Here is a 26,950-nt window from a genome sequence, read left to right on the forward strand (position 1 = left end):
TTCGGGCCCTGTGCTAAGCGGCGCAACCCGCCGAGCACAGGGCCCGTTGTGTTCCCCATCCTTAGTTCTTGGAACCGGCGCCCCATTTTGCTGCCGGCGCCTCCCACAAAGACAGGGCATCCAAAAGCGCTTCCGGCTCACTGGCCACCACCAGTGAGTCGCGGAACTGCGGGGCCAAGAATCCCTGATCAGTCATGTGGTCCAGCATGTTCAGCAGCGGCTGCCAGAATCCGTCAACATCCAGGAGTGCTACTGGTTTCGCGTGGATCCCCAGCTGCTGCCAAGTCCAAACTTCAAAGAGCTCTTCCAGCGTTCCCGCACCGCCTGGGAGAGCAACAAAACCATCAGCCAGCTCCGACATGCGGTGCTTTCGCGCATGCATATTCGGAACAACTTCCAGGCTCGTTATCCCTGGATGCGCCAGTTCGCCATCAACCAGGACCTGCGGCATAACTCCGAAAACTTCTCCTCCGGCCGCTCTCGCCGCGTCAGCGATTGTTCCCATCAAACCCACGCGTCCACCGCCATACACGATGGCTCGACCTGAAGAGGCAACAGTGCGGGCGAAGTTTTCTGCCGCCTGCTCATAAATAGGTGATGCGCCTGAAGCTGAGCCGGTGAAAACTGCCAGCCTCTGAATCTTTCGCGGCTCAGCGAGCAAAACAGGGAAGACCACGTCATTGAGCAAAGGAGCAAGCTCACGTAGTTCTGCTGATGGGTCAATCCACCGCAGCTGCTCGATCTCAGCCAGAGGTTCACCAATGGGAACCAAACGATGTTCAAATACGGTGGCTTGAACGCTTTGCCCTCTTCATTGGCTGCCGGGGCCGTGAAGGTTCCGACCAGACGCAGCAAAGCTGGATCCAGGTTCACTCCCAGCTCTTCGCTCACTTCCCGCACTGCCGCATCGATAGGCGACTCCCCCAGTTCCGGCTTGCCACCCGGGAACATGAATAATGTTGTTCCTCGTTTGCGAACGGTCAGAACCTGTCCCACAACGTTTCTGATAATGACGGCGCTGACAGTGATCTGTGCTGGCATTCCGTTTCCTTCTTGTTCCGTCCATGTGCTGGTCGCGCCCGCTTTGATACATATGACAGGCGCAATTCATTCCTAGGGCTTTTCTGAGAAACGGATTGAAAGGTTTATTTGGGCGATGGGTTCTGAATGCGCAGCTAAGTCCTTTGCCGAGAGACAGAACCGACAGTCTTGGAGGAATGAGCGGGCTATCAAATGTTTCGCTGGCGGGGAAGATTATTGCATCCGCCCAGGTGGAAAGTTGTCGACCCCTTAGAGGGCCCGAAAATTACTGTTTCACGCGACAGCTGCAGGACGGATATTAAGTTCGTCGTTTCAGGGATCGCGACCCCTTGTCCTTGCCCTCTGAATGGACAGTACCTGTACGAATGTTTTTGGAAAACTACCTTGTCTTCCGGGTGCGTGGAACCTAGCACCGAGCACCTGGCGCTGGTGGTTTTATCACTTGTCCTAATAATCAGAAGGCGACTAGGACTCTAGCAAATATGATTATCAAACTGCGACTCACGACGGAGCTCACCTGATGAATCTGGGCTAGGCTATCTTGCATGATTACACATAAGCGGCAATTGCTGGTCGATTTCCTGAACGATCAGCCTGGCATTAAAGCGAGTTTGAGCCCTTGGGGTATTTACATAGAACTCCCCGCTGCACACGAAGACCATTTGGCAGTCATCGAATGGCGCCTTGCCGACCACGACGTTCCCTATGCCCCACAAGACGACCTAATATTGGGCGCCCTTTATAATTTCTCCGGAAAACGCGGACTAATTCGCGGAAATTCGTACGAAATCGAAACTCTGCAATAAATCAATAAGACGCAATACAGTCAGGCTAGATTGAAAATTATAGGCTGCACGAGTAGCGACCATCCCTCGGGTAACTAGTGATTACATTCTGATCCTTTGCGCCAACCACTACATAGACTGCAAACCTCCTGATGACCCGATCCCGGCTATCGCGAATCTGATATGGAGCAACATACTTGGCCTTGCCTTGAGACTTAAAGTATCCCTTCTTACAAGAGTGATTCAGAGCCTCGTTCGTAGCCCAGTCCGCCATTTCACGCCAGTTGGCACGGAGGAAAACGGCCTGATTCTCCCACTGGCTCATGTGACCAGCTTTAATGTGCCGAAAGCCTACGCCCGTTGCTTTCGTGCTTCCTTTTGCGTTTTTATGCCACCCGCAACGTAAGTTACCCGTTTTCCCGGAAAGCCCTTTGATTGCTTGACGGTTAAATTTCCGGACCATCTTGTTATTCTTGTCGAAAATTCCACATGGTGACCAGTAATTCGCTGGAGTGCCGACAAATTTCAACGACGCCGACAGGCGGTCCGGATAGAATCTATCGCCGCTTGGGCCAACGACATATAGTTCATCCGCCTGCGCTTCTCCGAGAATTTGACGTTCATTCGTACTAAATTCTGTAATGGTAGCCCCCGCGGGTTGACCCACAATCGTGCTGACAATGAGAATTGCGCACACGGATAGCGCAACGTTGATTTTTTTGAATTGCATTCGAATCTCTAGTCAGATCTACCGCCAATTACATCACCTGATGTCACGAAACACGCTATATCTGAGCAGCATTATTTCCAAACGCCTGAAGTAACATCACATATCAGAACGTAATTATTAGCATCCGAGTAGCTCATCAATTATATAGACCGTTGGACTAGGTATTCGAAATCAATGATCGTGCGCGTCCACCACCGAATGCAATTCTCAAACGCAATGACACTTGGTTCAAGGTCTTCACCCTGCGTGATATTTGTTGCATGCCTGCTGCCTCTTGGACTTGAGTGGCACACAACGGTTAAAGACCAAACTTCTGGGCATCAATCGCCACCGTGTACCAATGCACAAGATTCCTCGCATTAAGGCCATCAGCCGACTAAAGTTCAAAAATCAGTGCATTACACTCCTTTCAGGGGTAACGCCGGTGCGCATATCGACGACGTCAACGGAAGGCGTCTGATGGATGAAGCAGCTTCTTGGGGTGCGCCTCCGAAAATTGCCGCCAGACAGATTCGTACCACTCTGGAAGCGCTGCTGGATGCGCTCCCGGCGCTCATCGAGCAGTCGCACGCAGAAGGCTGGTTCACCCCCATGATCCTCGACGTTGCCAATGACACCAGAAAACGCATCGACCGGCTCACCCGCCAAGTGCATAGCGAATAGGGAGCTGAACCTCAGTTCCTCGCTCACTTCGCGCACGCTGGCATCAATAAGAGACTCGTCTGATTGAGACCGCCACTCTAGAACATGAATGATGCCGTATCTGGTTTGCCGACTGCCAGGATCTGCCCGCCTCTTGCACGGCAATGCCCGCTGACAAATAATCTGTTCCGGCATTCGGGTTTCTCCGTGATCCATCCACATGCTGGTTGTGCACGTCCTAGGTTCGAGCGCACGAAAAAGGAGCTATCACAGTTCATTCAATGAATGAACTGCGATAGCTCCCTAATGTCTAGGAACTAGTCCTGGATCAGATCGTGGCGCACGATGGTCTGATCGCGGTCCGGGCCCACGCCGATGGCGGAGATCCGGGTGCCGGAGATCTTCTCCAGAGCCAGGATGTAGTTCCGGGCGTTCTCCGGAAGATCTTCCATGGTCTGCGCACCAGAGATGTCCTCGGTCCAGCCAGGGAAGTACTCGAAGATCGGCTTCGCATGGTGGAAGTCGGTCTGCGTCATTGGCATTTCATCGTGGCGGACGCCGTCGACGTCATAGGCCACGCACACTGGGATCTGCTCGATATTTGTGAGCACATCCAGCTTGGTCACGAAGTAGTCGGTGAAGCCGTTCACGCGCGAAGCATGGCGAGCCAGAACAGCGTCGTACCAACCGCAACGGCGTGGGCGGCCGGTATTCACGCCGAATTCTCCGCCGGTCTTCTGCAGGTAGATGCCCATGTCATCGAAGAGCTCGGTCGGGAACGGACCGGCACCCACGCGGGTGGTGTAGGCCTTGATGATGCCGATGGAGCGGGTGATGCGGGTCGGGCCGATGCCCGAGCCCACCGACGCACCGCCAGCGGTTGGATTCGAAGAAGTCACGAACGGGTAGGTGCCGTGGTCCACGTCCAGGAAGGTGGCCTGGCCGCCTTCCATCAGCACGACCTTGTCCTCATCCAGAGCCTTGTTCAGCTCGTAGGTGGAGTCGATGACCAGCGGGCGCAGGCGCTCAGCGTAGGACAGGAAGTACGAGACGATTTCCTCGACCTCGACGCTGCGGCGGTTGTAGATCTTGACCAGCAGTTCGTTCTTCTGGCGCAGTGCGCCTTCGACCTTCTGGCGCAGGATGGACTCGTCGAAGACGTCCTGCACGCGGATGCCGAGGCGTCCAACCTTATCCATGTAGGCCGGGCCGATGCCGCGTCCGGTGGTGCCGATGGCACGCTTGCCCAGGAAGCGTTCGGTGACCTTGTCCATGGTCTGGTGGTACGGGGCCACCAGGTGCGCGTTGGCCGAGACGCGCAGCTTCGAGGTGTCGGCGCCACGCGATTCCAGGCCGTCGATTTCTTCGAAGAGGGCTTCAAGGTTCACCACGCAGCCGTTGCCGATAATCGGAGTGGCGTTGGGTGAAAGGATGCCGGCAGGAAGGAGCTTGAGCTCGTACTTCTCGCCGCCGACGACCACAGTGTGCCCGGCGTTGTTGCCGCCGTTTGGCTTCACTACGTAGTCAACCTTGCCACCGAGCAGGTCGGTAGCTTTTCCTTTACCTTCATCGCCCCATTGGGCTCCGACGATCACGATTGCTGGCATGGGATCCTCCCCCTTGCAAAAAGCAGTGGTTACGGCGTGCTTAGCGCCGTCCCGGCACGGTGCCGGGCAAAAAATATGCCCCTGTCCTGCTCACTGAACCCAAAGGTTCGTTGCAAGAGTTAGGGGCTCTTACGACCAAAGTTTACCGAAACGATTAGCGAATCTCGAGTTGCACGTCACGATGTCGCCTGCGACGTCCGTACGCGACCACAAAAACCGCGATTCCCGCGAAAACCGCCGCGATGGCTACCACGTACAGGCTGATCACGCCGTACCCCTGCTCTGGATTGAGGAATGGATAGGGAACCCATCCATCTGTGGCACCGCGCACCAGAACGACCCCGGTCCACAGCATCGGGTAAATGAGGATCAAGAATACAGCAGTGTACGGCAAGACCACGCGGTCCTTGGACAGTAGCCAATCTCCCAGGATGACCAGCGGCCCGAGAATATGCATAACCCAGTTGGCCCACGGAAGCGGGACGCCACCGGCTGCTCCCAGCGGCGCCAATAAGGTGAGGTAAATCAGCCCCACTACGGCCATGCACACGCAGACGAGTGCCCGCAAGCCAACAACCCATCTAGGCACCCGTTCCGCTTTCACCAGTCCAGCTGTCCCGGCAACAATCCACACTGCAACCAATAGTGCTTTGGACTGTATGGTGAAATATCCAAAAAAATTCATGGGCTGCACCGGCCCCCGCGAAGCGGTGTCCGAGTAGGTTGCCACGATCGCCGCCAAGGTAACCAGCGCCCAGAGTATCCGCGCAAGATTGAAATAGGGCACGATGGCTTGCGTGGTTTTCATCTTCGAAGACTATCCTCGATGGAATAAGACATTCAATGGCCTGATTGTGAACTGCAATTATTTTCCGCAGCCCGCCTTCCGGCGTTGCCACCTCAGTCACCGCTCACAGTGCAACAATAGTTTCAAGCCGGGACTTGACTCTGACACAGTGTGAGGGCGGAGAACTGAAGAATGTTATCCATCGGGATGTTTGCCCAGATTGGCCAGGTTACCCACCGCATGTTGCGGCACTGGGATACTGCCGGTTTGCTCAGACCCGCCCATGTGGACCCGTTGAGCGGCTATCGCTCCTACGACCCCTCCCAGCTTCAACGCTTGCATCAGATTGTTGCACTGCGTGATTTGGGATTTGGACTCCAAGAAATTTCTTTGATCATGGACCAAGGAGCCACCGTAGGGAAAATAGCCGAACTTTTGCACATTCGCCAGGCGCAGGTCGAGGCCGAGCACCAGCTGGCCACGCAGCGCTTGGCCGATGTGCAGCGGCGTCTGCAACTGATTTCCAAGGAGAACCTCATGTCGCGCATTGAAATCATCCACAAGCCGCTGCCCGCGGTGCGTTTGGCGGCCGGCCGCTTCACGGTGGCCGAGCAGCCTGAAATCGCCGGTCGCATCGGCCCGCTTTTCGACAGAATCGCGCAGTCCATTCAGGGCCAAAGCCTTGCCACGCCCATTGCGCAATACAACGGCACCGAGGATGGAGTGGAGGTCATTGCCGGATACGCCACCAGCGCCCAAAGCCTGGCCGATGTCGAGATCGTCGAGCTTCCTGCGGTGCCCGAAGCCATCTGCGGAGTGCACCTTGGCTCAATGGACACCATCCATGAAAGCTGGCAGGCCGTGCACGAAGAAGTCCTCGCCCGTGGATTGGTACCTGCCGGTCCGTGCCGCGAAGTCTACGTGCGTGCCGTATCAGAAGACCAGGCGGATTGGGTGACCGAACTTCAGCAGCCGGTCGGCACCCCTTAGTCCACCAGCAGGTGCGGAGCCTCCAGCAGGTCCCCCACCACGCTGCGCGCGGCCCCGGCCAGCGCACCGGTTTGGCCCAGCGGCGAGCACAGCAACCGGGCTTGGCCGGCAATGCTCGGTGCGTGAACTTTCAGGCTGGCTTCCATGGCAGGACGCAACCACTGCTCCAGGGCGGCAAAGTGCCCGCCAAAGACTACCGCCGAAACGCTGTATAGGCGCATCGCCGAGGCCACGGCAATTCCCAAGGATTTTCCGGCCTCGGCTACGGCGCCCACTGCCGGTTCAGTTCCGGTTTCCAGCGCTTGGCAGAGCTGGCTCATCCGCTCCTGCCGCGAAATTTTATCTGTTGCGGAACCGAGGTTGGCGGCGGCCAAAATGGCTTCCTGTCCGGCCACGGTTTCCAGGCATCCGCGTCCTCCGCAGCTGCAGGCCTTGCCGCCGGGGGCGATCACCACATGGCCGAGCTCGCCTGCGTGGCCCTGGGGCCCGACAAATAGTTCACCGTCGATAATCAAGCCGCCGCCGATGCCCACTTCCCCGGAGACAAAGAGAAAGTCGCGTTCCTGGGCATCCATCAAATGCTGTTGGGCCAGCGCCGAGGCGTTGGCTTCGTTGAAGAGCCGGAAGCTGGTTTTGGGTTCGGGCAGCAACGCTGAAACATCGAGTTCTTGCCCCTCCCAGCCAAGGTTCGGAGCTTGGAGAACTGTGAGCTGCTCCTCGTTGACCAGGCCCGGAACAGCCAATCCGCCGCCAAGAATCATCAGGCCCTGGGCCCGGGCAGCGCCTTGTAGGCCCTGGCTCAGTTCTCCCAGAGCATCGAGCACCTCACTGGCAGCAGAGCGATGATTGGTGCGCGGCAGGATTTCGTGCGCCAGCAGTTTGCCGTTGAGGTCAACGAGTCCGGCGGCAATGTAGTCGACGTTGATTTCCATGCCCATCACGCAGCGCGCGGGATTCAGCACCAGGCCCACCGAAGGCCGTCCGCGTTCCCCATCGCGGTGCACGCCGATTTCGATGACCAGCCCAGCGGCCAGCAAGTCCGCGACCAGGCTGGAGACCGAGGCCTTGGTCAACTGGCTGAGTTGAGCGATATCAGCGCGTGATAACCGCTGGTCATCCCCCGCGGCTGCAATCACGGACAACACCCTGGACAGGTTGGCTTTGCGCACGTCCCCGACGGTGCCCGGGGCCGAGGATGTGGCGGCTCGGGCGGCAGGGGCTGGCTGGCGCATGCTTTCTCCTTGTCGAAATTCCTGGAACGCATTTGCAGAGTTCGCTATTGACTCTAGCGCATCACCGCCCATATAGTTCAAGCCATAAACTAAATGGCTTAGGCCAGCCCTGCGATCCAAGGATGTATCTCGATGAGCGTTGCCCCGACCCCTGCAGACCATTTCACCTTCGGCCTCTGGACCGTGGGATGGACCGGCGCCGATCCCTTCGGCGTCGCCACCCGCAAGAACCTGGACCCGGTAGAAGCCGTCCACAAGCTCGCCGAGCTCGGCGCCTACGGCATCACCTTCCACGACAATGACCTGATTCCCTTCGACGCCACCGAGGCAGAACGCGAAAAGATCCTTGGCGACTTCAACCAGGCGCTGAAGGACACCGGCCTGAAGGTCCCGATGGTGACCACCAACCTGTTCAGCCACCCGGTCTTCAAAGACGGCGGCTTCACCTCCAACGACCGCTCGATCCGCCGCTTCGCCCTGGCCAAGGTGCTGCACAACATCGATCTGGCTGCGCAGATGGGTGCCGAAACCTTCGTCATGTGGGGCGGGCGCGAAGGCAGCGAATACGATGGCTCCAAGGACCTGGCTGCCGCCCTGGATCGCATGCGAGAAGGGGTGGACACCGCGGCGGGCTACATCAAGGACAAGGGCTACAACCTGCGCATCGCGCTGGAGCCAAAGCCGAATGAACCACGCGGCGACATCTTCCTGCCCACCGTCGGCCACGGCCTGGCCTTCATCGAGCAGCTGGAGCACGGCGACATCGTCGGCCTGAATCCGGAAACCGGCCACGAGCAGATGGCCGGGCTGAATTACACCCACGGCATCGCCCAGGCGCTGTGGGCCGAGAAGCTGTTCCACATCGACCTCAACGGCCAGCGCGGCATCAAGTACGACCAGGACCTGGTCTTCGGCCACGGCGACCTGACCAGCGCCTTCTTCACCGTCGACCTGCTGGAGAACGGCTTCCCCAACGGCGGGCCGAAGTACACCGGGCCGCGCCACTTCGACTACAAGCCATCGCGCACCGATGGCTACGACGGCGTCTGGGACTCGGCCAAGGCCAACATGTCCATGTACCTGCTGCTCAAGGAGCGCGCGCTGGCCTTCCGTGCAGACCCGGAAGTCCAGGAAGCCATGAAGACCTCCGGCGTCTTCGAACTGGGAGAATCCACCCTGGGCGCCGGGGAAAGCGCAACGGATCTGATGAGCGATGCGTCGAGCTTCGCAGGCTTTGACGCCGAGGCCGCAGCGCAGCGCAACTTCGCCTTCATCCGCCTGAACCAGCTGGCCATCGAGCACCTGCTCGGCTCCCGCTAGACCCTGTCAGAACCCACCGCAGAAAGCAGCCACATCCAATGACGCTTGTCGCCGGCATCGACTCCTCCACCCAGTCCTGCAAGGTTGTCATCCGCGACGGCGGCACCGGAGCCCTGGTCCGCTCCGGACGTGCCAGCCACCCGGATGGCACCGAAGTGGACCCGGAGTCCTGGTTCATCGCCCTGCAAGAAGCGATCGCCCAGGCCGGTGGCTTGGATGATGTGGCCGCGATCTCGGTGGGCGGGCAACAGCACGGCATGGTGGTGCTGGATGCCACCGGTGCCGTGATCCGGCCTGCGCTGCTGTGGAACGATACCCGCAGCGCGCAGGCGGCCGCCCAGATCATCGCCGAGGCTGGCGAGGGTGACAGCGAGGCCGGCGCTGCCTACTGGGCCGGGCGCACGGGCACCCTGCCGGTCTCCTCGATCACCCTGGCCAAGCTGCGCTGGCTCAAGGACCATGAACCGGAAAACGCCGCCAAGGTCGCGGCCATCTGCCTGCCCCACGACTGGCTGTCCTGGCGTCTGGCCGGCTATGGCCCGGGCAGCGGCGCAGAAGGCTTGGCAGCGCTGCGCACCGATCGTTCGGACGCTTCAGGCACCGGCTACTACCGCGCCTCCGAGAACGCATATGACCTCGAAGCGCTGGAGCAGCATCTGGGGCACGCCCCGATTCTTCCCACCGTGGCCGGCCCGCTGGAATCCATTGGCCGCACCACATCTGGCGCGCTGATCGGCCCGGGCGCGGGCGATAATGCCGCCGCCGGCTTGGGTGTTGGCGCTACCGTGGGCGATGTGGTCATGTCGCTGGGCACCTCCGGCACGGTCTTCGCCGTCGCCGATGCACCCAGCGCAGATGCCAGCGGGCTGGTGGCCGGGTTTGCCGATGCCACCGGAAACTACCTCCCGCTGGTGTGCACCTTGAACGCCACCCGAATCTTTGATGCCACGGCGAACCTGCTGCAGGTGAGCCTGGCAGAGTTCAACGACCTCGCGCTGTCCGCCACCCCGGGCTGCGACGGCATGGTGCTGCTGCCATACTTTGACGGCGAGCGCACCCCGAACCTGCCAGATGCCACCGGTTCGCTGCACGGAATCACCCGGGCGAATTACACCGCACCGAACTTGGCCCGCAGCGCGGTGGAAGCGGTGATCTGCTCTTTGGCCGACGGCCTGCAGGCGCTGGAAGCCCAAGGGGTTGAAGCCCAGCGCATCATCCTGGTGGGCGGCGGGGCGCAGTCCCGTGCGGTTCAGCACATTGCAGCCCAGGTGCTGGGCCTGCCGGTCGTGGTTCCGGCACCGGGCGAATACGTCGCCGACGGTGCCGCTCGCCAGGCCGCAGGCGTGCTTGCCGGGCAGTTCCCGCAGTGGGCCCAGGATTCTGCCGAAGTCCCCGCAGCAGAAGCAACCCCGCATGTTTTGGAACGTTACCGTTCGCTGGTTTCCAGCCAGTGGCTAGAGAAGTAAGGATTAGCCATGCAATTAGAGACCAAGGAACTTAACTGGGCCGGAAATCTTGAGTACCGAGCCAGCCAATTGCTTTACCCCACCAGTGTCGAGCAGCTGAAGGAACAGGTCCGCGCAGCAACCAAGGTGCGGGTCTTAGGCTCTCGCCATTCCTTTAATGGCATTGCCTATACCAGCGATACCTTGATTTCTTTGAGCCGGATGCCTGAAGTCATCGAGATCAATGCGCAGGCCATGAGCGTGCGCGTCAGTGGCGGAACCACCTATGGCGCGCTGGCTGATGCCCTTGAGCAAGCTGGTTTTGCGCTGCACAACCTCGCCTCCCTGCCGCATATCTCGGTGGCCGGGGCGGTATCCACCGGCACCCATGGCTCGGGCGAAGCCCACGGCAATCTGGCGACAGCAGTCAGCGCGGTCGAACTCGTGCTGGCCGACGGCTCGCAGCTATCCGCCAAGCGGGGCGACCCTGGGTTCAACGGCTACGTGGTGTCTCTTGGCGCCTTGGGCGTGCTGACCCATCTGACCTTGGATATTGTGCCGAGCTTTGATGTCCAGCAGACCGTGTACGAGCAGCTGTCCTGGGACAAGGTGCTCGGCAACTTTGATGGCCTCCAAGCTTCTGCCTACAGCGTCAGCCTGTTCACCGACTGGAGCGGGGAGCTGGTAGGCCAGACTTGGCTCAAGCGCCGTGTTGGCGATGGCCTGGTCGATGACATTGATCAGGGCAAGTTTGGCGGATTCCCGGCCACCGCCGCGATGCATCCGCTGCCCGGGGCCGACGGCGCGATCTGCAGCGAACAGCTCGGAGCGGCTGGGCCTTGGTCCGATCGGCTCTCCCATTTCCGCATGGACTTCATGCCCAGTGCCGGTGATGAGCTGCAGACCGAATACCTGGTCCCGCGCGAGTACGCGGTTGCGGCCATGACCGCGATGCGCCAGCTATCCCCAGCGCTCACCCCCTTGCTGCTGGTGGCCGAGGTGCGCACCGTCGCCGCCGACGATTTATGGCTCAGCGGCAACTATGGCCGAGATGGCATTGCCCTGCACTTTACGTGGAAGCCGCAGCAGCAAGCAGTCGAGGCCATCCTCCCGCAGGTTGAAGCCGCCCTCGCTCCCTACGCACCCCGCCCGCACTGGGGCAAGCTTTTTGCTGCCACCGCAGGGCAGCTGCGTGGAATGTACCCGAAGTTCAACGACTTCATCGCATTGGCTCGGCGCTTGGATCCTGACGGCAAATTCCGCAACGAGTTCCTTCAGCGCAATATTTTTGGCGTGTAGGCACCGAAACAGTTGGACCGGCATTCCGCGGGCTCCACACCAACAGGATCAATAGCGCAACAGCGATCAGTGCCATGCCCGTCCAGCCCGTGAACCCCAAATGCTCCGAGAGCAATCCGACGGCCAATGCGGCTGCAACGGCTGGCTCGCTCAGCGTTACGGTAGTGGCGGTGCTCGCTGGCACCTTGGCCAGCGCCATGCCAAATGCGAGATAGCCCAGGAACATCGGAATCAGTGCCAGATATGCAGCGACCATCAGGTTATGTGCGCTGTCCAGTAGTGGCGCGCCGGAGAAAAGCAGCACTGGCATCAGCAGCAAGCCTCCGACCCCGAAGACCGAACCCACGGCACCCTGACGGCCAATCCCAGTCCGGAGCAACCGTCCGGTAGCCCAGGAATAGCAGGCGTAACTGGCGCCGGCGACAAGCCCGAGCAGGCACCCTGCCACCACGCCAGAGGCACTGCCCCCGCTTTCCGCGGCCCGCGAGAACCCAAGCAGGGTGCTTCCCGCGATCCCCAGGACCGCAGCGGCATGCCAGCGCACCGTCAATCGTGCACCGTCAGCAAATCGTTCAAGAATTCCAGAAAAGAGCGGGGCCGTGCCCAAGGAGATCACAGTGCCCAGCGCTACTCCTCCCAAGGACATGGAACTGTAGAAGGCCAGCGGATAGATCATGACGTTCACCCCGCCGAAGATCACCAGGCCCTTGTTATCAACCAGCGCACTGCGGTCGCCCCACACCCGGCGTGCTCCCACTGCGCACTGCAGCAGCCCGCCAATTCCCAGCGAGGCAGCACCGATGGCAAGTGGCGAAACCTCTGGTGCTTGTGCCGCCACGGTGCCGGTCGTCCCCCACAAAATGGAGGCCAGCAATAAGAGCCCGATAGCTCCGCCTGCACCATTTTGGCGCGGCCTGTTCACAGTGCTTCAACCATGTCGCTGATCATCGACCTCGCTCGCAAGAGCAACGCGCTATTCCCCTCCAAACCGGCACGCGATATCGCGCCTTCCAGCAGGAAGGAAATTTGCCCAGCCAGCAGAGCAGCCCGTTTTTTCGTAGTCAGGGTTTCCAAGTGGCCGGCAAGAAGTTGTTCCACCTGGGACTTGTGAGCCGCGACAATCGCACGACCCGGATCTCCGGCCGGCAGTTCAGCGGCGGCATTAAGCAGGCCACAGCCGCGGAAACCGTGCTCATACCCGGCTTCCGCATGGTCAATGTAGGCGTCTACAACGGCGAGCACTCCACCGGCTCCAGCACTCGCCTTTTCCAGGCGCCTTTGATAGAGCTCCAGCCATTCCTGGTGACGGGCTTGAAGATAAGCGAGAACCAATCTGGTTTTTGACTCGAAGTTGTTGTAGAGGCTCATCTTGGCTACACCGGCCTTGGCGATCACCGCATCGATTCCGGTGGCAGATATCCCGTCGGCATAAAAAAGCTGGGCGGCCGCGTCGAGAAGCTTGGTGCGGACAGCGATGCGAGGTGACATGAAAGCTCCAAAGTAGACCGTTCTGTCTACTTTAAGAGAGTAGCCAACTTATACCGATCGGTCTAGCTACTGCCCGCCCTCGATATCAGCTTCAACCAAGCACTCCTGGAAAGCCGTGGCTGCAGGATTTTCAACGCCCGTGCCTGCATAGAGCCGCGTCTTCGGCTCGCCCGACAAAGGATGGAATGAGACTTCGGGCATCTGGAAGCGCGAAACCGATGCTGGCAGGATTGAGACTCCCAGCCCGGCAGCAACCAGTCCGAGGATGGTCTCCTGGTGGATCGCCCGTTCCACAATTCGAGGGGGAGTATGCCCATCAAATAATGAGTGCACCAGGGAATAGAAGCCGCTCATGTACTTGTAGGGAAACAGGACAAAGTCTTCGTCCGCTAACTCGCTAGCGTCGATCTGATCCTCGCTGCCCAGGCGATGCCCTGCAGGAAGCGCCACCACCAGCGGCTCCGAATGGATTTCCCGCAGTTCGATACCGGGCACTCGCGTTGGGTCACGCAGAATCCCAAGGTCGAGACTGCCCTCCAGCAACTTTTCTATCTGCTCGTCCGTAGTCAGCGGGTTCAGCACCAGCTCCACATTCGGACGCAGCTCACGGAACCTGCGCAGTGCTGAGGGCATGGTGGCATAGCTCGCCGAGCTGACAAATCCAACATTGAGCCGCCCGCGCAGCCCCAGCCCGGCTTCCGTGAGTTCCCGGTTGGCCTTGTCCAGGTCGGACAGCAGCGGCTTGATCCGATCCAGGTACATTCGCCCGGCCGGGGCAAGGCTCACGCTGCGGGTAGTTCGATCAAAAAGCTGGACCCCCAGCTCTTGCTCCAGCTTTTTCACAGCCACCGTCAGGGGTGGCTGGGACATGCGGAGTTCTTCGGCGGCGCGGCCGAAATGCAAATGTTCTGCAACAACGAGGAAGTAGTGGAGGTGGCGCAGTTCCATGCAGTCTATTTTTGCACAAAAACTAATAATGTCTAGGAAAATAGTATTGGACTACCTAATAATTCGCGTGAGTTACTAGAGGTAGAACAACAAAGATGCCCAGATCAGGAGCAAGCCATGAGCACCTCGTCCCAGTCCCCCTCCGCAGAATACGTCGTAATTGGGGCAGGTCTGGCCGGCTCTTCAACAGCCTGGCGACTAGCTCAGCGAGGCTACGAAGTCGCATTGCTTGAACGCACGGTTCCAGCGGCAGCCGATGCCAGTTCGCATGGCTCCGCACGAATTTTCCGCTACGCCTACCCCGACCAGTTCTACACGGATCTTGTTGTCCGCGCCCGTACCGCCTGGAACGAGCTGGAAGAAGCCAGCGGCAGCCAGCTGATCGCCCCGTATGGCTCCGTCGACTACGGCCCTTTGCGCAACCCCCGGCACCTCGCCGAGATTCTCGCAAACTCCGGCGTGGAGCATGAACTGCTCTCGGCCGCTGAGGCGCGCAACCGCTTTAACGGAATCAACTTCGATACCGAGGTTCTCTGGCACCCAGGGGCCGGGGTGTTGGATTCCGAACGCTCCGTCCAAGCGATGGTCGCACAGGCAAAGATCCATGGAGCCAAGGTTGAAACCCAATGGCCCGTCGCCTCAGTAAAGGCAACAGCTAATGGATACAAACTCACCTCCAGCGACGGCCGCACCTATCTCGCTTCCAAGATCATTGTCACCGCAGGTGGCTGGCTACCAGAATTGCTCGGCAATCTGCCATTGCCCTCCGGCTTCCTGCGCAGCATCCCCACGATGGACATCTATCAAGAGAACGCCTACCACTTCCCCTATCGTGACCAGGATCCCGAGGCCCGCCTGGCGTGGCCCACCTACATCCATAAGGATCCTGCTTTCAAGTCCTACGGCCTGCCCGGTGGACGCGACGCAAGCTTCCGCGGCCAAAAGGTCGCAGAGTACATGGCCGGGCACCGCATGGACACCGCCAGCCAGCAGAACGGCCAGATCGATCCGGCCAACCGCGAACACGTGATCGAGTACGTGAAAAAGTACCTTCCCGGATTGGAACCCACGCCCTACGCGGAGACCACCTGCATCTTCAGCGCAACCCCCACTGAGGATTTCATCATGGATGAAGTTGATGGCATCACCATCCTCTCCCCGTGCTCGGGGCATGGTGCCAAGTTCGGTCCACTGCTCGGCGAACTAGCGGCGGACCTCGCCACCGGGGCGCGCGAAACCCCCGAGCTTTTCCGCCTGGCATCCCACGCCAAGGCCATGGCCTAGAAGACCGAGCAGAAAGCCCCTTTTGGAGAATCCCTTGTTCAATATCCCGCTAGACCTGCCCACGACGACGGTCGCCGAGCTCATGGCCGGCATCGCTGAAACCGGCCAAGACCAGCTGCGAGGCGGCTACTCCCGCCCAGTGTATTCCAGTGCTGAAATTGATTTGCGCACCTGGTTCATCGAGCAAGCCACTCGACGGCAGCTGAGCGTTGAGGAAGACGGCAACGGTGCACTATGGGCATGGTGGGATTTGCCGACCAGCATCCGCACCAACGCTGTAGTCACCGGTAGCCACCTTGATTCGGTTCCCGGCGGCGGACCCTTTGACGGACCGTTAGGTGTAGCAAGCGCATTAATTGCCTTTGACCTGATGCAGTCACGCAATCTTGTGCGCACCCGAGCCATGGCCATCGTGGTCTTCCCGGAAGAAGAAGGCTCCCGCTTTGGCGTGGCTTGCCTGGGTTCGCGCCTGCTCACCGGAGCCATCGACCGGGACAAGGCACTGAACCTGAAGGACCCCGACGGCAACAGTTTTGCCGATATTGCTACCAGAAATGGCCTTGATCTACGCTTCATCGGCCCGGACCGCCGCCTCTTGGGACAGATTGGCGTCTTCGTCGAGCTGCATGTGGAACAGGGAATCGGCCTGGCAGACCTCGATCATCCGGTAGCCATCGGCGGATCCATCCTCGGCCACGGCCGCTGGAAGCTGAGCATGCTCGGCCAAGGCAACCACGCCGGAACAACGCTCATGTCCGACCGCAAGGACCCGATGGTGGCCGCCGCCCGGAGCATTGCCGCGGTGCAGCATATTGCCCGCTCGCGCGATAACGCACGAGCTACCGTGGGCCGGCTGCAGCCGGTGCCAGGCGGAACCAACGTCATCGCCTCGCGCGTGGACTACTGGCTGGACGTGCGGCATCCAGATGATGCGGTGACCGCCGGCGTAGTTCAAGAGATTCACGAATCAGCGCGGATCATTGCCGCCGAAGAGGGGTGTACGTTGGAATTTTCCCAGGAGTCGTTGAGCCCGACGGTAACTTTTGATGCAGGGCTTTCAGGGAAACTAGCCCTGGCGCTCCCCAAAGCTCCGGTGCTGGATACCGGTGCGGGACATGACGCCGGAGTACTGGCCGGACACGTACCGAGTGCCATGATCTTTGTCCGCAATCCCAACGGCATCTCCCACTCCCCCGAAGAATACGTGGAAGACGCTGATGCTGAACTCGGTGCGGCAGCTCTGGCCGACGCCTTGTCGTCTTTGCTGTCTTAGCCGCTCCGCAGCCAAAAGCGCAGTGCCGGATACCGGTGCTGCGCTTTTGCGTGTTTTGAAACGGATGGTGCTTGCTACCTGGGATTCAGAGGCGCACTTCCCAGAACATTGCTCATGCCTATCGCAAGAGAATAGTCGTTCCATGCAACGCTGCACTCGATGCAACCCGGCACTGATAGAGAGTGATAGCCGACAAGCCTTTCTAGCTTTCTAGCTTTCTAGCTTTCTAGCTTTCTAGCTTTCTAGCAAGCATTCTTGTCCGCAGGCACTCAATCGCTCTCCCAAATTCCACTGACGATTCCTGCTCCTGCCTCAAGCCCAGAATCTGTTGGAAACGCCCACGCAATCTACTCCGGACATGGCAAATCCCCGGAAAGCGGCCACACTCCGCTTTCCGGGGATCTGCGTTTATCCAGGTCCGGCAAGCCGGACCTAAAACTCTAGGCGAGGGCCGGGGCGTCCCACAGGTTCAGGACCTGGCCAATGTTCTTCTCCTCGGCCGACTGGTACAAATCGGTAGCCCATGCCACATCTTCAATCGGCATGCCGCCCACCGAGTAGAGGATGATTTCTTCATCATTGCGGCGAGCCGGGATCTTGCCGGTAGCAACGTCCGCAATCTCTTCCAGCTTGGATTCGGGCAGCTTGCCCTCACGCATCAAATCGTGGAAGTGAGTGCCGGGAATGCCCAGCAGCTGATAGGCCTGGGTGCCGTACTCCTCAGCCCACGCATCGTACAGGCCGCGGGCATCGAGGATGAGTCGAGCCTCGTTGATGACAAAGTCATCATCAAAACGTGCAGCCGCGGGCAGCAGCAAGAGGGCTCCGGGCTTGATGGCTGCGGTTGGGAAGTAGGGGAACGCCTCGGATCCCTTGATGTCGGTGCTGGTGGTCGCCATAATGACATCCGCATCCTTGATCGCTTCCTCAACGGTGTCAGCGGCCACAATCGACTTCACCTGCGGGAAATTGTCACGAATGTACTGCGCAAAGGTCTCCACGCCAGCGGCCGAACGGCCCTTGACGGTCACGGTGTCGATGCTCGGACGCAGCGACAGGGTCGCGTCAATGACGGACTTGGCAATGACCCCTGGGCCAACTACGGCAGCAACCTTGGCTTCCTGCTTGGCCAGGTGCTTCACGCCAACCCCCGGTACGGCTCCGGTGCGGTAGGCACTGAGCAGGTTTGCGCTCATTACTGCCATCGGGGCGCCGGTGTCGGTGTCGTTAAGGGTGAACAGGTGAATGGACCGAGGCTGGCCCTTGTCCCGGTTCGCAGTGTTCGAGCCATACCACTTCACGCCCGTGGTCCCGAATCGTCCACCGAGATAGGCCGGCATGGCCATGAAACGGCGGTCAGGGCCATCGCTTGGCATGCCTTCATGGACCGGGTGCTGCGGGAAGGTGATCATCGCTCCGTGCGAGTTTCCGTTCTCGCCGGCCATCCGGTAGTCCCCATTGCGCAACAGGATCAGCGCTTCTTCCATCACGTCCGTGCAACGGGTGATGTCCGTGACTCCTGCTGCGATCATGTCCTGTTCGCTGAGGTAGCGGAAGTTGATAGTAGTCATGTAGTGCTCCTTTGCGGGATTTCCTAATCGATCAATGCTCAAATGGCTGCTTCGCCGGTCTCGCCGGTTCGAACGCGGATGATCTGTTCAAGCGAAGAAACCCAGACCTTGCCATCTCCGATTTCGCCGTTTTCACCGGTTTTTGCAGCGCTGACAATAATGTCCAGGGCGCGTTCCAAATCCGATTCTGCAACCAGCAGCTCCAGGCGGATCTTTGTCCGGAACTTCACTGAGAATTCTTGGCCTCGGTAGTACTCGGTGCGCCCGCCCTGGACGCCCCGGCCCTGGACTTCGGTTGCGGTCACTCCCGAGAAGCCGGCCTTCTCCAATTCGGAACAGATGGATTCAAGCCTGATGGGCTTGATAACTGCGGTGATAAGTTTCATGGCAGAGCCTTTCTATGCAGGCGGCTAGAGCTGACGGCTGTCGTAGGCGGATTCGGCATGGATGGAATTGTCCAAGCCAGCCTCTTCTTCCGCCTCGCTGACGCGGATTGGGGAAATCTTGTTCATCACCCAGGCAATGGCAAAGGTCATGGCGAAGCTGTAAACCAAGGTGGCGGCAATCGCGATCAGCTCGTGGCCCAACTCGGCGAAGTGGCCACCGAAGAAGATGCCAGCCATTTCGCCCGGCGCTTTTGGATTGGCGAAGAAGGTCGCGAACAGCGAACCGGTGATACCGGCGATGCCATGCACCGCAAAAACATCCAGCGAGTCATCAATCTGGTGACGACGCTTCCAGGTGATGGCCCACGCGGCAGCTGCTGCGGCGAGGAAACCGACCATCAGTGCGCCAATGGGACCCACCACGTCGGCCACCGGGGTGATGCCGACCATTCCGGCAATAGCTCCGGTACCCAAACCCAGCATGGTGGCATGCCCATCACGAACACGCTCGATCGTGATGAACCCCAGCATGCCACCGCACAGGGCCAGCAAAGTGGTGAGGATTACGTATTGGGCCATGAAATTCGCCCCGCCGGCGGTGCCGCCGTTGAACCCCATCCAGCCAGTAGCAAGCAAGCCCACGCCGATCATCATGAGCGGCAGGTTATGCGGACGTCCCGGGTGCATTTTTCGCTTACCCAAGACCACGGCCAGTGCCAGACCCGCAGCACCGGCATTCATGTGCACCGCGGTGCCACCGGCAAAGTCGTGGAAGCCCAGCTTGTTGCGCAGCCAGCCGCCGACGGCGCCGGTCTCGGGATTATCAAGAGCAAAGACCCAGTGTCCCAGCGGGCAGTAGACTAAAATGATCCACAGGGCCACGAAGACCAGCCATGCACCGAATTTCATGCGCCCGGCAGCACCGGAAGCTACCAGCGCCACGGAGATTGCGGCGAAGAGGATGTAGAACGCACCCCAGAAGGTGCCGCCCGCCTCGTCGTCGGACATGAAGTCGGAGAAGAAGGTGTAGTCGAACGGATTGCCGATGATTCCTGCGCCCCCGAGCGAATCACCGAGAACCAGTCCATGGCCGATAACCACGTAGACAACGCCGGTCACCGCCAATGCACTGAGCACCATCAGCATCATGTTCAGGACGTTGCGTCCGTTGAGCATGCCACCGTACAGCATTGCCAGTCCTGGGAACATCAGCAGGACCATGGCGAATGCCGCCAAGAGCCATGCCATGTCAGCGGCTTCCATGATGGGCGCCCCTTTCGAAGTTTGAGTTTGCGAGCAATTTCAAACTATCGATGCAACATTCCGCTTCGCTTTCGAATCCGTTTCCAGCAAGCAACATAATGTTTCGTTTCACAGCCCAAATATCGACCGTGTGAATTCTTTGTAAAAGGCCGGTCATCAGCGGACTTCTTGTAGGTTGACGGGCACCCCGAAGATATTCTGGTAGGCAATTATTAGCGGTCGACATGGCTTTATTAGCCAGTCGCTATAGATGAACTTGGGGAAACATGCAGGAAACATCCGCGATTCCACTACGAAATCCGGGACTTGTAGCTTAGATTTCATCAACCCTTATCGGCCATTTTCATAGGCCCGAAATGCATTAGTTGGAGCTGGTCTTGGCACCTTTGAATTTCACGGTTCTGCACATACGCGAATCCCGACCGCACAACCCCCTATTCCAGCAGGAACTTGATGAGCTCAACGAAAACACCGTCGGCCAGATCATCGATGCCGGGCACAACGCAGCACTGGTTCCATGCAATGATCTAAGCCTCGAGCAGGTGCTGCAGATTGTTGACGCGGCAGACGCAGTGCTGGTCATGGGCGGCGAAGACGTCGAGCCATCGCTCTACGGACGCACCTCGGCCTACCCCGGAGGTGGCCAACACGAGCTTGCTGCGGACCGGAACCACATCGCGGCCATCCAACATGCCATCGCCACCAAGACGCCTTTGCTCGGAATCTGCCGTGGCCTGCAGCTGTTAAACGTTGCCTTGGGCGGCACCTTGATTCAGCATCTGGAGCATGCCGATGCCCACCGCAGCACGGGCAGCGATCCTTTTGTCGAGACCCGTTTCGACTCCATCGCTTCCGGGCTAGAAGAAGACCTGTCTGCCAAGGCCACCCACAAGTGCACACATCACCAAGCCATACACGAGCTGGGCAAGGGCCTGCAGATCGCAGCCATGTCTACCGACGACATTATCGAGGCGGTCGTGCACGAGTCAGCTCCAGTGACCGCAGTGCAATGGCACCCGGAACACCCCCACACTGCTTCCAGCCAGCTCCGCGCACTGATCCAGCGCTTGGCAATGCAATGCCAGGAAGCATCAGGTGTAGCTCCCGAACTCATCAACGGCTAGCACGCCGGAGAGCTGCCCGCCTGAGGCTAGACTTGGTCTTATGGCATTGACTCAGTTAACGGTCGTGGATACCGCGGTCGACATCCTGCAACAGTTCGGGTTGGCTGACTTGTCGATGCGCCGTCTGGCCAAGGAGCTGGATGTTCAAGTTGGCGCTCTCTACTGGCATGTGAAGAACAAGCAGGAATTGCTAGCCCAGGTGGCCGCCAAGCTGCTCAATACTCCGCAGCTCTCGGTCAATGCCGATGACTTCAGCACTCCTGCCGATGCCATTCTTCACCTTTCTCGGCGGCTGTACCTCGCGTTGTTGCCGATTCAAGACAGCCCTGAAGTCATTGAAGTTGCCACCGCAATGCAGGCCACTGAATTGTCCCCAGTTCTGCAATTGCGCGAACTTTTGGAATCTTCAGGGCTGTCTGCAGAGAACGCCCGCCACGGACAGCAACTTCTGCTCAACCACATCCTCGGGTCTGTCGCCTTCCGGCAGAATCTCGTGCAATTGGACGTGGACGCGCCATTAGCGGATGGCTTCGATTGGGGACTGCAACGGGCTGTTGCAGGGCTGACTAGCTGACGGCTCAAAACCTAGGCCTGCACTGAGCCCTGGAGGAACCGAACTGGTACCAGCCTCGGCCCGTCAAGGTACCAAGCTCCCGGCAGCTGCCGTGCCGCTAGGAAGCTTTTCCACTGATATCGCAATACGACTACCAGTTACGTGCAAGGGGAATAATAGCGGTATTTGCACGGTTGGATCAGCTAGTCACTTTTGCGTGGCTCAAAATAAAGGGTGCAATCGCAAGCACTTTCAGAACGCGCCAAGCGCAAAAACAATAAAGAAGAATGCGCAGATCCAGAAGGCCACCAGTGCCCAATTGCCAAAGAACTTGTCCTCCGTGGAACCGGTATTCATCCTGTCTCTGCGTTCCCACTCGAAGACCCCGATGAATGCCAGTGCCAACAGCAAGGAAATGATTGCTGCGACGATCAATTAGCACCAGCTTTCCACTTGTAGAGGCACCTGCTTATCAAGATCCCTCCGGCTCTTGACGACAGGCTCTAATCTTGGCAACCCTCAAGCACTAGGAGTGCCATCGTTTTGGTGCACATGGCGTGCCACCAGTCTCTTGAACCGAGTTTGTCGTATTCACCATTGGAGAACATCTCAATGCCAGAGGTATCAGCGCTCGTTCGGTAATACGTGATGATCGGATCCCCTTCAGTAGTTGGCGATGCGACAGTCAACTCGACATTGCGCTTAGCCACCGCTGAATCCATGCATTCAACAACATCTGAGGGGATTTCTTCCGCTGGGGAAAGGGTTATCTCCCCACAGGACGCACGTTGAACATCATCATGGAATGCCGAGGGCGCACGATCGGAATTTCGGGATTTTTCGAATATGTCCTGGGGCCCCGGATGCCCACCAGGTGTCGCCCCAGCACACCCGGATAGCATCAGCAGCGCAACAGCAACGAGAAGCAAACCCACCGGAGTCTTCATCTACAGAGTCTTGCACACGACGCTTCGCCTGAAAACAGGCGTAATCGAAACGTGACTTGGGAATGTTTGAGGACTAGCTCAGTTTCCCGCCGGAGGCTTCGAGATAGCACGAGGCACAAAGTGATTCGTACCAAACGTCTTCGCCGTCAATGGCAACCTGATCCCCGTCGAAGACAACTGCATCGCCAACGCGTCGGGTATTGAACATGGCTTTGCGTCCACAACGGCAAATGGTCTTCAGCTCTTCCAAAGAATGGGCGAGCTCCATCAGGCGAGCTGAGCCCGGGAAGGCATGAGTGCGGAAGTCAGTGCGGATGCCATAGGCCAACACCGGCACGTTATCCAGCACAGCAATACGCAACAGATCATCAACCTGTTCGCGGGAGAGGAATTGCGCCTCATCCACCAGAAGGCAGGCCACCGGTGGGGCATCGACATGCGTCAACAACGCATCGGGGTCATCTCCCGAGCTCTGTGCAGTGAATTGCTCCCTGACATTATCTTCAGGGCTAATGGTGAAGTCGGTGATGCGCTTGATTCCCAGTCTCGAAACGATCGAGTTCTCGCCTTTGGTATCCACACCGGGCTTGGCAAGCAGGATTCGCTGGCCCCGTTCTTCATAGTTGAAAGCAGCCTGAAGCAAACTCGTGGACTTGCCAGAATTCATTGCTCCGTAGCGGAAATACAACTTGGCCACTATCGCTCCTCGAAGAATCGTCGCATCCGCCAACTAGCAGACACCCTACGATCTTAGTGCCAGCTCCATTATTCTGCGGCGGCTACACTCGGCGCAGCACCCAATCCGGCTCAACTCACAGCTGGTGTTGACCATTTGCTATTCCGAGAACTGGACAGCTGGCTTCTGCGGTTTTCTGGCAAAAAATAGCCAATAAATTACCGACATCACCAAGACGAAGGGCACGCCAAAGATCAGGGTGTACTTGAACTGGGGAACAAAGAACGAGGTCACCAGAAGGGCGGCGAGCAGGAGCGCACCAAGGATGGACGCGGCAGGATACCCGAACAACTTGAAGTCCAGGGACTCTTGTTGCTGCTTCACTTTGCGGCGGAAAGACACGTGGGTTAGCAGAATCATGCACCAGGTTGCCAGCGCGCCGAAGGTGGCCAAAGACAGCATGATGCCGAACCCTCCTTCGGGAACCAACGCATAAACCACGGCAGCGACGGCAATGCCGCCGGCAGACATCCACACTGCATGAATCGGCGCTCCAGCACGGTTGGTCCGATGCGCAATGCGTGGCGCATGACCTGAATCAGCCAGAGAATGCAGCATGCGAGTCGCGGCATATAGTTGTGCGTTCATGGCCGAGAGCGCTGCAATAATCAGCACAAAATTCAACATGGAATCAGCAAAGGGTATACCCACCTGGGACATCACCGTCACGAAGGGCGAGCCCCCAGAAATCAGTTCGCTGGTTGGCGCGACTGCCAGGATTAGAGCCATGGTGAATACGTAGAAGAGCAAGAGCCGGAGGAAGGAAACCTTGAAGGACTTGCGCACCGCAATCTTCGGGTTTCGGGCCTCGGCGGCAGCAATTGAGATAGCTTCAATGCCCATATAGGAGAAGATCGCAACAATCACCGCGCTCCATGTGCCAAACAACCCGTTGGCGAAGAAACCGCCTTCAGCGCTGTAGTTATGCACGCCAAACTGGTCTTGCGGATTATGGAAAACCAGCCACAGGGCGATGATGATGAAGGCAATAACCGCAAAAACCTTGATTGCCGAGAACCAGTATTCGGTGGTTCCGAAGATCTTCACGCTGCAGAAGTTCACGGCCAAGAGGACGGCGGAGAAAATAGCCACCCACCACAGTCCGGGAATTTGCGGGAACCAGTACTGCATATATTCGCCGACGGCACTGACCTCGGTACCGACCGCGAAGATCAGCGCGGACCAATACAGGTATTTGGTGAGGTATCCGGCAAAACGGCCCAGATACCGTTCGGCGTAAACGCCAAAGGATCCTGCCACCGGTTGCTTGACCGTCATTTCGGCGAGCGCCCCCATCACCAGCAGGGCCGCCACCCCACCGATCACGTAGCTGAGGATCACCGATGGCCCAGCCATCATGATGGCCAGCTTGCTGCCGGCAAAAAGCCCGGTGCCAATGGCACTGCCCAGGGCAATCATGGACATTTGCGCAGGGGTCAGTGATTTCTTCAGGCCCGACCCGACGTCAGTGGCGCGTACCGGCTGCTTGCCCAACGATGCTCCCTTGAAACTCATACGAACAGCACGGCATCAGAACATGCCGTGCTGCGTATAAGCGTACTCTGGCCATCGCAGGCCATCGGTGGAGCAATCGCAAATTGCCGCCGCTGGTTTCCCAGCTACGTCACGGCATTTCGTACGGCGTACTCTTCACGCTGCCATGCGCCGGTGTGCAGAATTTCACGCAGTTTCTCCACGGCATCCCAGATATCGGTGCGCGTCAGGTACAACGGGGTGATTCCAAAGCGCAGGACTTCAGGCTCGCGGTAATCACCGATGACACCGTGGTCGATCAGCGCGGTGATGATTTCGTAGCCATGCTCGTGGCGGAAGCTCACGTGGCTGCCCCGGGCTGCATGCTCTCGTGGAGTCACCAGTTCCAGGCCGTATCCCGCGCACCGAGTCTCAACCAGGGTGATGAACAGGTCTACCAGCTCGAGCGACTTGGCCCGCACCTGAACCATATCGGCTTCCAATGCGATATCGAGTCCTACCTCGACCATGGCCAGCGAGGTCATTGGCTGGGTGCCGCACATGAATCGGCGGATGTCATTGGCTGGCGTGTAGCTTTGCGACATTTCGAATGGCTTGTTGTGGGACCACCATCCTGACAGGGGCTGCCAGAAGCGTTCGTGATGGCGGGCGTTGACCCAAATGAAGGCCGGTGAGCCCGGTCCACCGTTGAGGTATTTGTAGGTGCACCCCACCGCGTAGTCTGCATCTGCGAGATTCAAGTCGACCGGCACCGCACCTGCGGCATGGGCCAGGTCCCAAATAACCAGCGCGCCGGCACCGTGAACCGCGGCGGTGATTCCATCCATATTCCACATGGCGCCGGTCCGGTAATTCACGTGTGACAGTGCCACGACTGCGACGCTGTCATCCAAAGCCGCGCGCAGTGAATCTTCGTCATCAATCAGCTTCACTTCATAGGCGACACCGGTTTCCAGTGACAGCGAGTTGACGAGGTCGGCCAGGCCTTCAGCGATGTAAATGTCGGTAGGGAAATTATCGCGTTCGGTCAGGATCACTCGACGTTCAGGTGCATCGGCCTTTTGCGTACGCAGAGCGGACGCCAGAGCTTTAAAAAGGTTCAGCGTGGTGGTGTCAGTGATTGCAGTTTCGTTCGGCTTCCCGCCGATCATGCTGCCGAGCTTGTCCCCCAGCTTCAGCGGCAGGTCGAACCAGCCTGCGGTATTCCATGAACGGATCAGCCCTTGGCCCCATTCTTCGCTGACCACCTGGGCTGCGCGTTCGGCAGCACCCTTGGGCAAAGCCCCGAGCGAGTTTCCATCGAGGTAGATGATATTTTCGGGCAAGATGAAACGGTCCGCGAAAGCGGTAAGAGGATCCGCAGCATCCAGCTGGGCCAAGGAATGGCGAGTCAACTCGGTAGGCATTTTGCTCCTAAGATTTCGGTTCTCTGCGTTGTAGACATCGTAGAATCGAATACGAGATTATGCGACCGAATCCGAACTCTAATAAAGAATGAAATGAGATATCCGTGGAAAATTCCCTCTGGGAAGCACAAAGCGAAGCCGTTCCGAATCCTGTTCGCGTTGATGCCACCGATCTGGCGATCCTCTCGGAGCTGAGCCATGACGCCCGGATCCCCAACAACATTCTCGCCGCGAAAGTTGGCGTGGCTCCATCAACCTGTCTCGGACGGGTCAAAGCCTTGTCTTCCGCCGGAATCATTACCGGGTACCACGCTGCTATCAATGAAAAACTGCTTGGTGTCACGGTCAATGCAATGATTTCAGTACTCGTATCGCCTTCAGCCCGGGACCGGTTGCTCTCCTCCGCAAAATCCTTGCAACAGTTGCCCGAGGTAAAAGAAGTCTTCGTATTGGGAGGATCGCCCGATCTGCTGGTGCGGGTAGCTACCCGGAGCATCGATGATCTGCGGACCTTTGTCGCTACGCATCTGGGGTCTAACAGGGCATTTTCTTCAACCCAAACAGTGATCATTTTTGAGCATCTGCGCTAGTTGAGCCCG

28 protein-coding genes are annotated in these 26,950 nt (G+C 58.7%); 11 read left to right on the forward strand and 17 right to left on the reverse strand.

Annotation, left to right across the window (positions count from 1 at the left end):
• Positions 1-61: 61 nt before the first annotated feature.
• Together ACT7DV_RS04325 and ACT7DV_RS04330 are read right to left on the reverse strand one after the other, a co-directional pair.
• A complete protein-coding gene (locus ACT7DV_RS04325; protein WP_444664778.1) occupies positions 62-592 on the reverse strand; it encodes an LOG family protein in 531 nt (176 codons plus the stop codon).
• Positions 505-1,041 carry an NUDIX hydrolase gene (locus tag ACT7DV_RS04330; protein ID WP_444661048.1) on the reverse strand — a complete coding sequence of 179 codons (537 nt, stop codon included), beginning with the start codon at positions 1,039-1,041 and terminating at the stop codon, positions 505-507. Before ACT7DV_RS04330 ends, ACT7DV_RS04325 begins: the two co-directional genes overlap by 88 nt.
• Positions 1,042-1,586: 545 nt before the next feature.
• Between ACT7DV_RS04330 and ACT7DV_RS04335 the strand changes: the two genes are divergently transcribed.
• Entirely contained in the window at positions 1,587-1,847 is a 261-nt protein-coding gene (locus tag ACT7DV_RS04335) for a hypothetical protein (protein WP_257745801.1), read from the forward strand.
• A 37-nt stretch (positions 1,848-1,884) separates the two neighbouring features.
• Here the strand turns inward: ACT7DV_RS04335 and ACT7DV_RS04340 are convergent, their stop codons facing one another.
• Positions 1,885-2,556 carry a hypothetical protein gene (locus ACT7DV_RS04340; RefSeq protein WP_257745800.1) on the reverse strand — a complete coding sequence of 224 codons (672 nt, stop codon included), beginning with the start codon at positions 2,554-2,556 and terminating at the stop codon, positions 1,885-1,887.
• Positions 2,557-3,015: 459 nt separating this feature from the next.
• On the opposite strand from ACT7DV_RS04340, the gene ACT7DV_RS04345 reads away from it, so the two are divergent.
• Entirely contained in the window at positions 3,016-3,219 is a 204-nt protein-coding gene (locus ACT7DV_RS04345) for a hypothetical protein (protein ID WP_444612545.1), read from the forward strand.
• Between the two features lie 296 nt (positions 3,220-3,515).
• Here ACT7DV_RS04345 and ACT7DV_RS04350 read toward each other — a convergent pair whose 3' ends face one another.
• On the reverse strand, positions 3,516-4,805 hold the full coding sequence (locus ACT7DV_RS04350; protein WP_444661049.1) for an adenylosuccinate synthase: 1,290 nt from the start codon (positions 4,803-4,805) through the stop codon (positions 3,516-3,518).
• A gap of 154 nt (positions 4,806-4,959) precedes the next feature.
• Complete coding sequence (locus ACT7DV_RS04355) at positions 4,960-5,613, reverse strand: Pr6Pr family membrane protein (RefSeq protein ID WP_444661050.1); 654 nt, start codon at positions 5,611-5,613, stop codon at positions 4,960-4,962.
• Positions 5,614-5,799: 186 nt separating this feature from the next.
• On the opposite strand from ACT7DV_RS04355, the gene ACT7DV_RS04360 reads away from it, so the two are divergent.
• Positions 5,800-6,582 (forward strand): MerR family transcriptional regulator, encoded by a 783-nt coding sequence (locus ACT7DV_RS04360; protein ID WP_444661051.1) that lies wholly within the window; start codon positions 5,800-5,802, stop codon positions 6,580-6,582.
• Here ACT7DV_RS04360 and ACT7DV_RS04365 read toward each other — a convergent pair.
• Positions 6,579-7,814: an ROK family transcriptional regulator gene (locus ACT7DV_RS04365; RefSeq protein ID WP_444661052.1), complete on the reverse strand. Its 1,236-nt coding sequence runs from the start codon at positions 7,812-7,814 to the stop codon at positions 6,579-6,581. The two genes, ACT7DV_RS04360 and ACT7DV_RS04365, sit on opposite strands and share 4 nt — an antisense overlap.
• 132 nt (positions 7,815-7,946) lie before the next feature.
• Between ACT7DV_RS04365 and xylA the strand changes: the two genes are divergently transcribed.
• Genes xylA through ACT7DV_RS04380 form a run of 3 tightly spaced genes read left to right on the forward strand, consistent with a single transcriptional unit; the run spans position 7,947 to position 11,878 of the window.
• A complete protein-coding gene (gene xylA / locus ACT7DV_RS04370) occupies positions 7,947-9,134 on the forward strand; it encodes a xylose isomerase (protein ID WP_444661053.1) in 1,188 nt (395 codons plus the stop codon).
• Between the two features lie 38 nt (positions 9,135-9,172).
• Complete coding sequence (gene xylB, locus ACT7DV_RS04375) at positions 9,173-10,600, forward strand: xylulokinase (RefSeq protein WP_444661054.1); 1,428 nt, start codon at positions 9,173-9,175, stop codon at positions 10,598-10,600.
• A 9-nt stretch (positions 10,601-10,609) separates the two neighbouring features.
• A complete protein-coding gene (locus ACT7DV_RS04380; protein ID WP_444661055.1) occupies positions 10,610-11,878 on the forward strand; it encodes an FAD-binding protein in 1,269 nt (422 codons plus the stop codon).
• Here ACT7DV_RS04380 and ACT7DV_RS04385 read toward each other — a convergent pair.
• From ACT7DV_RS04385 to ACT7DV_RS04395, 3 genes are all read right to left on the reverse strand, one after another.
• Complete coding sequence (locus tag ACT7DV_RS04385; RefSeq protein ID WP_444661056.1) at positions 11,799-12,800, reverse strand: DMT family transporter; 1,002 nt, start codon at positions 12,798-12,800, stop codon at positions 11,799-11,801. The two genes, ACT7DV_RS04380 and ACT7DV_RS04385, sit on opposite strands and share 80 nt — an antisense overlap.
• Positions 12,797-13,366 (reverse strand): TetR/AcrR family transcriptional regulator, encoded by a 570-nt coding sequence (locus tag ACT7DV_RS04390; protein WP_444661057.1) that lies wholly within the window; start codon positions 13,364-13,366, stop codon positions 12,797-12,799. Before ACT7DV_RS04390 ends, ACT7DV_RS04385 begins: the two co-directional genes overlap by 4 nt.
• Before the next feature lie 66 nt (positions 13,367-13,432).
• Positions 13,433-14,314, reverse strand: a complete 882-nt coding sequence (locus tag ACT7DV_RS04395) for a LysR family transcriptional regulator (RefSeq protein WP_444661058.1) — start codon at positions 14,312-14,314, stop codon at positions 13,433-13,435.
• A gap of 117 nt (positions 14,315-14,431) precedes the next feature.
• On the opposite strand from ACT7DV_RS04395, the gene ACT7DV_RS04400 reads away from it, so the two are divergent.
• Positions 14,432-15,598, forward strand: a complete 1,167-nt coding sequence (locus ACT7DV_RS04400; RefSeq protein WP_444661059.1) for an FAD-dependent oxidoreductase — start codon at positions 14,432-14,434, stop codon at positions 15,596-15,598.
• A 22-nt stretch (positions 15,599-15,620) separates the two neighbouring features.
• Positions 15,621-16,871, forward strand: a complete 1,251-nt coding sequence (locus ACT7DV_RS04405) for an allantoate amidohydrolase (protein ID WP_444661060.1) — start codon at positions 15,621-15,623, stop codon at positions 16,869-16,871.
• A gap of 440 nt (positions 16,872-17,311) precedes the next feature.
• Here ACT7DV_RS04405 and ACT7DV_RS04410 read toward each other — a convergent pair whose 3' ends face one another.
• The 3 genes from ACT7DV_RS04410 to ACT7DV_RS04420 are packed head-to-tail and all read right to left on the reverse strand — an operon-like array spanning position 17,312 to position 20,091.
• Complete coding sequence (locus ACT7DV_RS04410) at positions 17,312-18,442, reverse strand: tyramine oxidase subunit B (RefSeq protein WP_444661061.1); 1,131 nt, start codon at positions 18,440-18,442, stop codon at positions 17,312-17,314.
• 38 nt (positions 18,443-18,480) lie between these two features.
• On the reverse strand, positions 18,481-18,828 hold the full coding sequence (locus tag ACT7DV_RS04415) for a P-II family nitrogen regulator (protein ID WP_444661062.1): 348 nt from the start codon (positions 18,826-18,828) through the stop codon (positions 18,481-18,483).
• A gap of 24 nt (positions 18,829-18,852) precedes the next feature.
• Positions 18,853-20,091, reverse strand: coding sequence for an ammonium transporter (locus ACT7DV_RS04420; RefSeq protein ID WP_444661063.1), 1,239 nt, complete (start codon positions 20,089-20,091; stop codon positions 18,853-18,855).
• 377 nt (positions 20,092-20,468) lie between these two features.
• On the opposite strand from ACT7DV_RS04420, the gene ACT7DV_RS04425 reads away from it, so the two are divergent.
• Positions 20,469-21,215, forward strand: a complete 747-nt coding sequence (locus ACT7DV_RS04425; protein WP_444661064.1) for a gamma-glutamyl-gamma-aminobutyrate hydrolase family protein — start codon at positions 20,469-20,471, stop codon at positions 21,213-21,215.
• 40 nt (positions 21,216-21,255) lie between these two features.
• Entirely contained in the window at positions 21,256-21,789 is a 534-nt protein-coding gene (locus tag ACT7DV_RS04430) for a TetR/AcrR family transcriptional regulator (protein WP_444661065.1), read from the forward strand.
• 231 nt (positions 21,790-22,020) lie between these two features.
• Here the strand turns inward: ACT7DV_RS04430 and ACT7DV_RS04435 are convergent, their stop codons facing one another.
• From ACT7DV_RS04435 to kynU, 5 genes are all read right to left on the reverse strand, one after another.
• A complete protein-coding gene (locus ACT7DV_RS04435; protein ID WP_444661066.1) occupies positions 22,021-22,203 on the reverse strand; it encodes a hypothetical protein in 183 nt (60 codons plus the stop codon).
• 68 nt (positions 22,204-22,271) lie between these two features.
• Positions 22,272-22,715, reverse strand: a complete 444-nt coding sequence (locus tag ACT7DV_RS04440; RefSeq protein ID WP_444661067.1) for a hypothetical protein — start codon at positions 22,713-22,715, stop codon at positions 22,272-22,274.
• Between the two features lie 73 nt (positions 22,716-22,788).
• Positions 22,789-23,412: a thymidine kinase gene (locus tag ACT7DV_RS04445; protein ID WP_444661068.1), complete on the reverse strand. Its 624-nt coding sequence runs from the start codon at positions 23,410-23,412 to the stop codon at positions 22,789-22,791.
• Positions 23,413-23,550: 138 nt separating this feature from the next.
• The gene (locus ACT7DV_RS04450; protein WP_444661069.1) at positions 23,551-24,966 is read right to left on the reverse strand and encodes an amino acid permease; all 1,416 of its coding nucleotides are present in this window, start codon (positions 24,964-24,966) and stop codon (positions 23,551-23,553) included.
• 104 nt (positions 24,967-25,070) lie between these two features.
• On the reverse strand, positions 25,071-26,351 hold the full coding sequence (kynU, locus tag ACT7DV_RS04455) for a kynureninase (RefSeq protein ID WP_444661070.1): 1,281 nt from the start codon (positions 26,349-26,351) through the stop codon (positions 25,071-25,073).
• Between the two features lie 104 nt (positions 26,352-26,455).
• Here kynU and ACT7DV_RS04460 point away from each other — a divergent pair, with 104 nt between their 5' ends.
• The gene (locus ACT7DV_RS04460; RefSeq protein ID WP_444661071.1) at positions 26,456-26,941 is read left to right on the forward strand and encodes an Lrp/AsnC family transcriptional regulator; all 486 of its coding nucleotides are present in this window, start codon (positions 26,456-26,458) and stop codon (positions 26,939-26,941) included.
• The last annotated feature ends 9 nt before the right edge of the window (positions 26,942-26,950 follow it).

Origin of the sequence: Glutamicibacter sp. TV12E (assembly GCF_052441935.1) — a bacterium.
Classification (GTDB): domain Bacteria; phylum Actinomycetota; class Actinomycetes; order Actinomycetales; family Micrococcaceae; genus Glutamicibacter.

Excerpts from the sequence above, each read along its gene's own strand:
- ACT7DV_RS04380 (WP_444661055.1), top strand. The coding sequence starts at position 10,610 with ATGCAATTAGAGACCAAGGAACTTAACTGGGCCGGAAATCTTGAGTAC.
- ACT7DV_RS04360 (WP_444661051.1), top strand. The coding sequence starts at position 5,800 with ATGTTTGCCCAGATTGGCCAGGTTACCCACCGCATGTTGCGGCACTGG.
- xylB (WP_444661054.1), top strand. The coding sequence starts at position 9,173 with ATGACGCTTGTCGCCGGCATCGACTCCTCCACCCAGTCCTGCAAGGTT.
- ACT7DV_RS04335 (WP_257745801.1), top strand. The coding sequence starts at position 1,587 with ATGATTACACATAAGCGGCAATTGCTGGTCGATTTCCTGAACGATCAG.
- ACT7DV_RS04450 (WP_444661069.1), bottom strand. The coding sequence starts at position 24,966 with ATGAGTTTCAAGGGAGCATCGTTGGGCAAGCAGCCGGTACGCGCCACT.
- ACT7DV_RS04365 (WP_444661052.1), bottom strand. The coding sequence starts at position 7,814 with ATGCGCCAGCCAGCCCCTGCCGCCCGAGCCGCCACATCCTCGGCCCCG.
- kynU (WP_444661070.1), bottom strand. The coding sequence starts at position 26,351 with ATGCCTACCGAGTTGACTCGCCATTCCTTGGCCCAGCTGGATGCTGCG.
- ACT7DV_RS04420 (WP_444661063.1), bottom strand. The coding sequence starts at position 20,091 with ATGGAAGCCGCTGACATGGCATGGCTCTTGGCGGCATTCGCCATGGTC.
- ACT7DV_RS04345 (WP_444612545.1), top strand. The coding sequence starts at position 3,016 with ATGGATGAAGCAGCTTCTTGGGGTGCGCCTCCGAAAATTGCCGCCAGA.
- ACT7DV_RS04340 (WP_257745800.1), bottom strand. The coding sequence starts at position 2,556 with ATGCAATTCAAAAAAATCAACGTTGCGCTATCCGTGTGCGCAATTCTC.
- ACT7DV_RS04350 (WP_444661049.1), bottom strand. The coding sequence starts at position 4,805 with ATGCCAGCAATCGTGATCGTCGGAGCCCAATGGGGCGATGAAGGTAAA.
- ACT7DV_RS04390 (WP_444661057.1), bottom strand. The coding sequence starts at position 13,366 with ATGTCACCTCGCATCGCTGTCCGCACCAAGCTTCTCGACGCGGCCGCC.
- ACT7DV_RS04430 (WP_444661065.1), top strand. The coding sequence starts at position 21,256 with ATGGCATTGACTCAGTTAACGGTCGTGGATACCGCGGTCGACATCCTG.
- xylA (WP_444661053.1), top strand. The coding sequence starts at position 7,947 with ATGAGCGTTGCCCCGACCCCTGCAGACCATTTCACCTTCGGCCTCTGG.
- ACT7DV_RS04410 (WP_444661061.1), bottom strand. The coding sequence starts at position 18,442 with ATGACTACTATCAACTTCCGCTACCTCAGCGAACAGGACATGATCGCA.
- ACT7DV_RS04395 (WP_444661058.1), bottom strand. The coding sequence starts at position 14,314 with ATGGAACTGCGCCACCTCCACTACTTCCTCGTTGTTGCAGAACATTTG.
- ACT7DV_RS04355 (WP_444661050.1), bottom strand. The coding sequence starts at position 5,613 with ATGAAAACCACGCAAGCCATCGTGCCCTATTTCAATCTTGCGCGGATA.
- ACT7DV_RS04440 (WP_444661067.1), bottom strand. The coding sequence starts at position 22,715 with ATGAAGACTCCGGTGGGTTTGCTTCTCGTTGCTGTTGCGCTGCTGATG.
- ACT7DV_RS04415 (WP_444661062.1), bottom strand. The coding sequence starts at position 18,828 with ATGAAACTTATCACCGCAGTTATCAAGCCCATCAGGCTTGAATCCATC.
- ACT7DV_RS04400 (WP_444661059.1), top strand. The coding sequence starts at position 14,432 with ATGAGCACCTCGTCCCAGTCCCCCTCCGCAGAATACGTCGTAATTGGG.
- ACT7DV_RS04330 (WP_444661048.1), bottom strand. The coding sequence starts at position 1,041 with ATGCCAGCACAGATCACTGTCAGCGCCGTCATTATCAGAAACGTTGTG.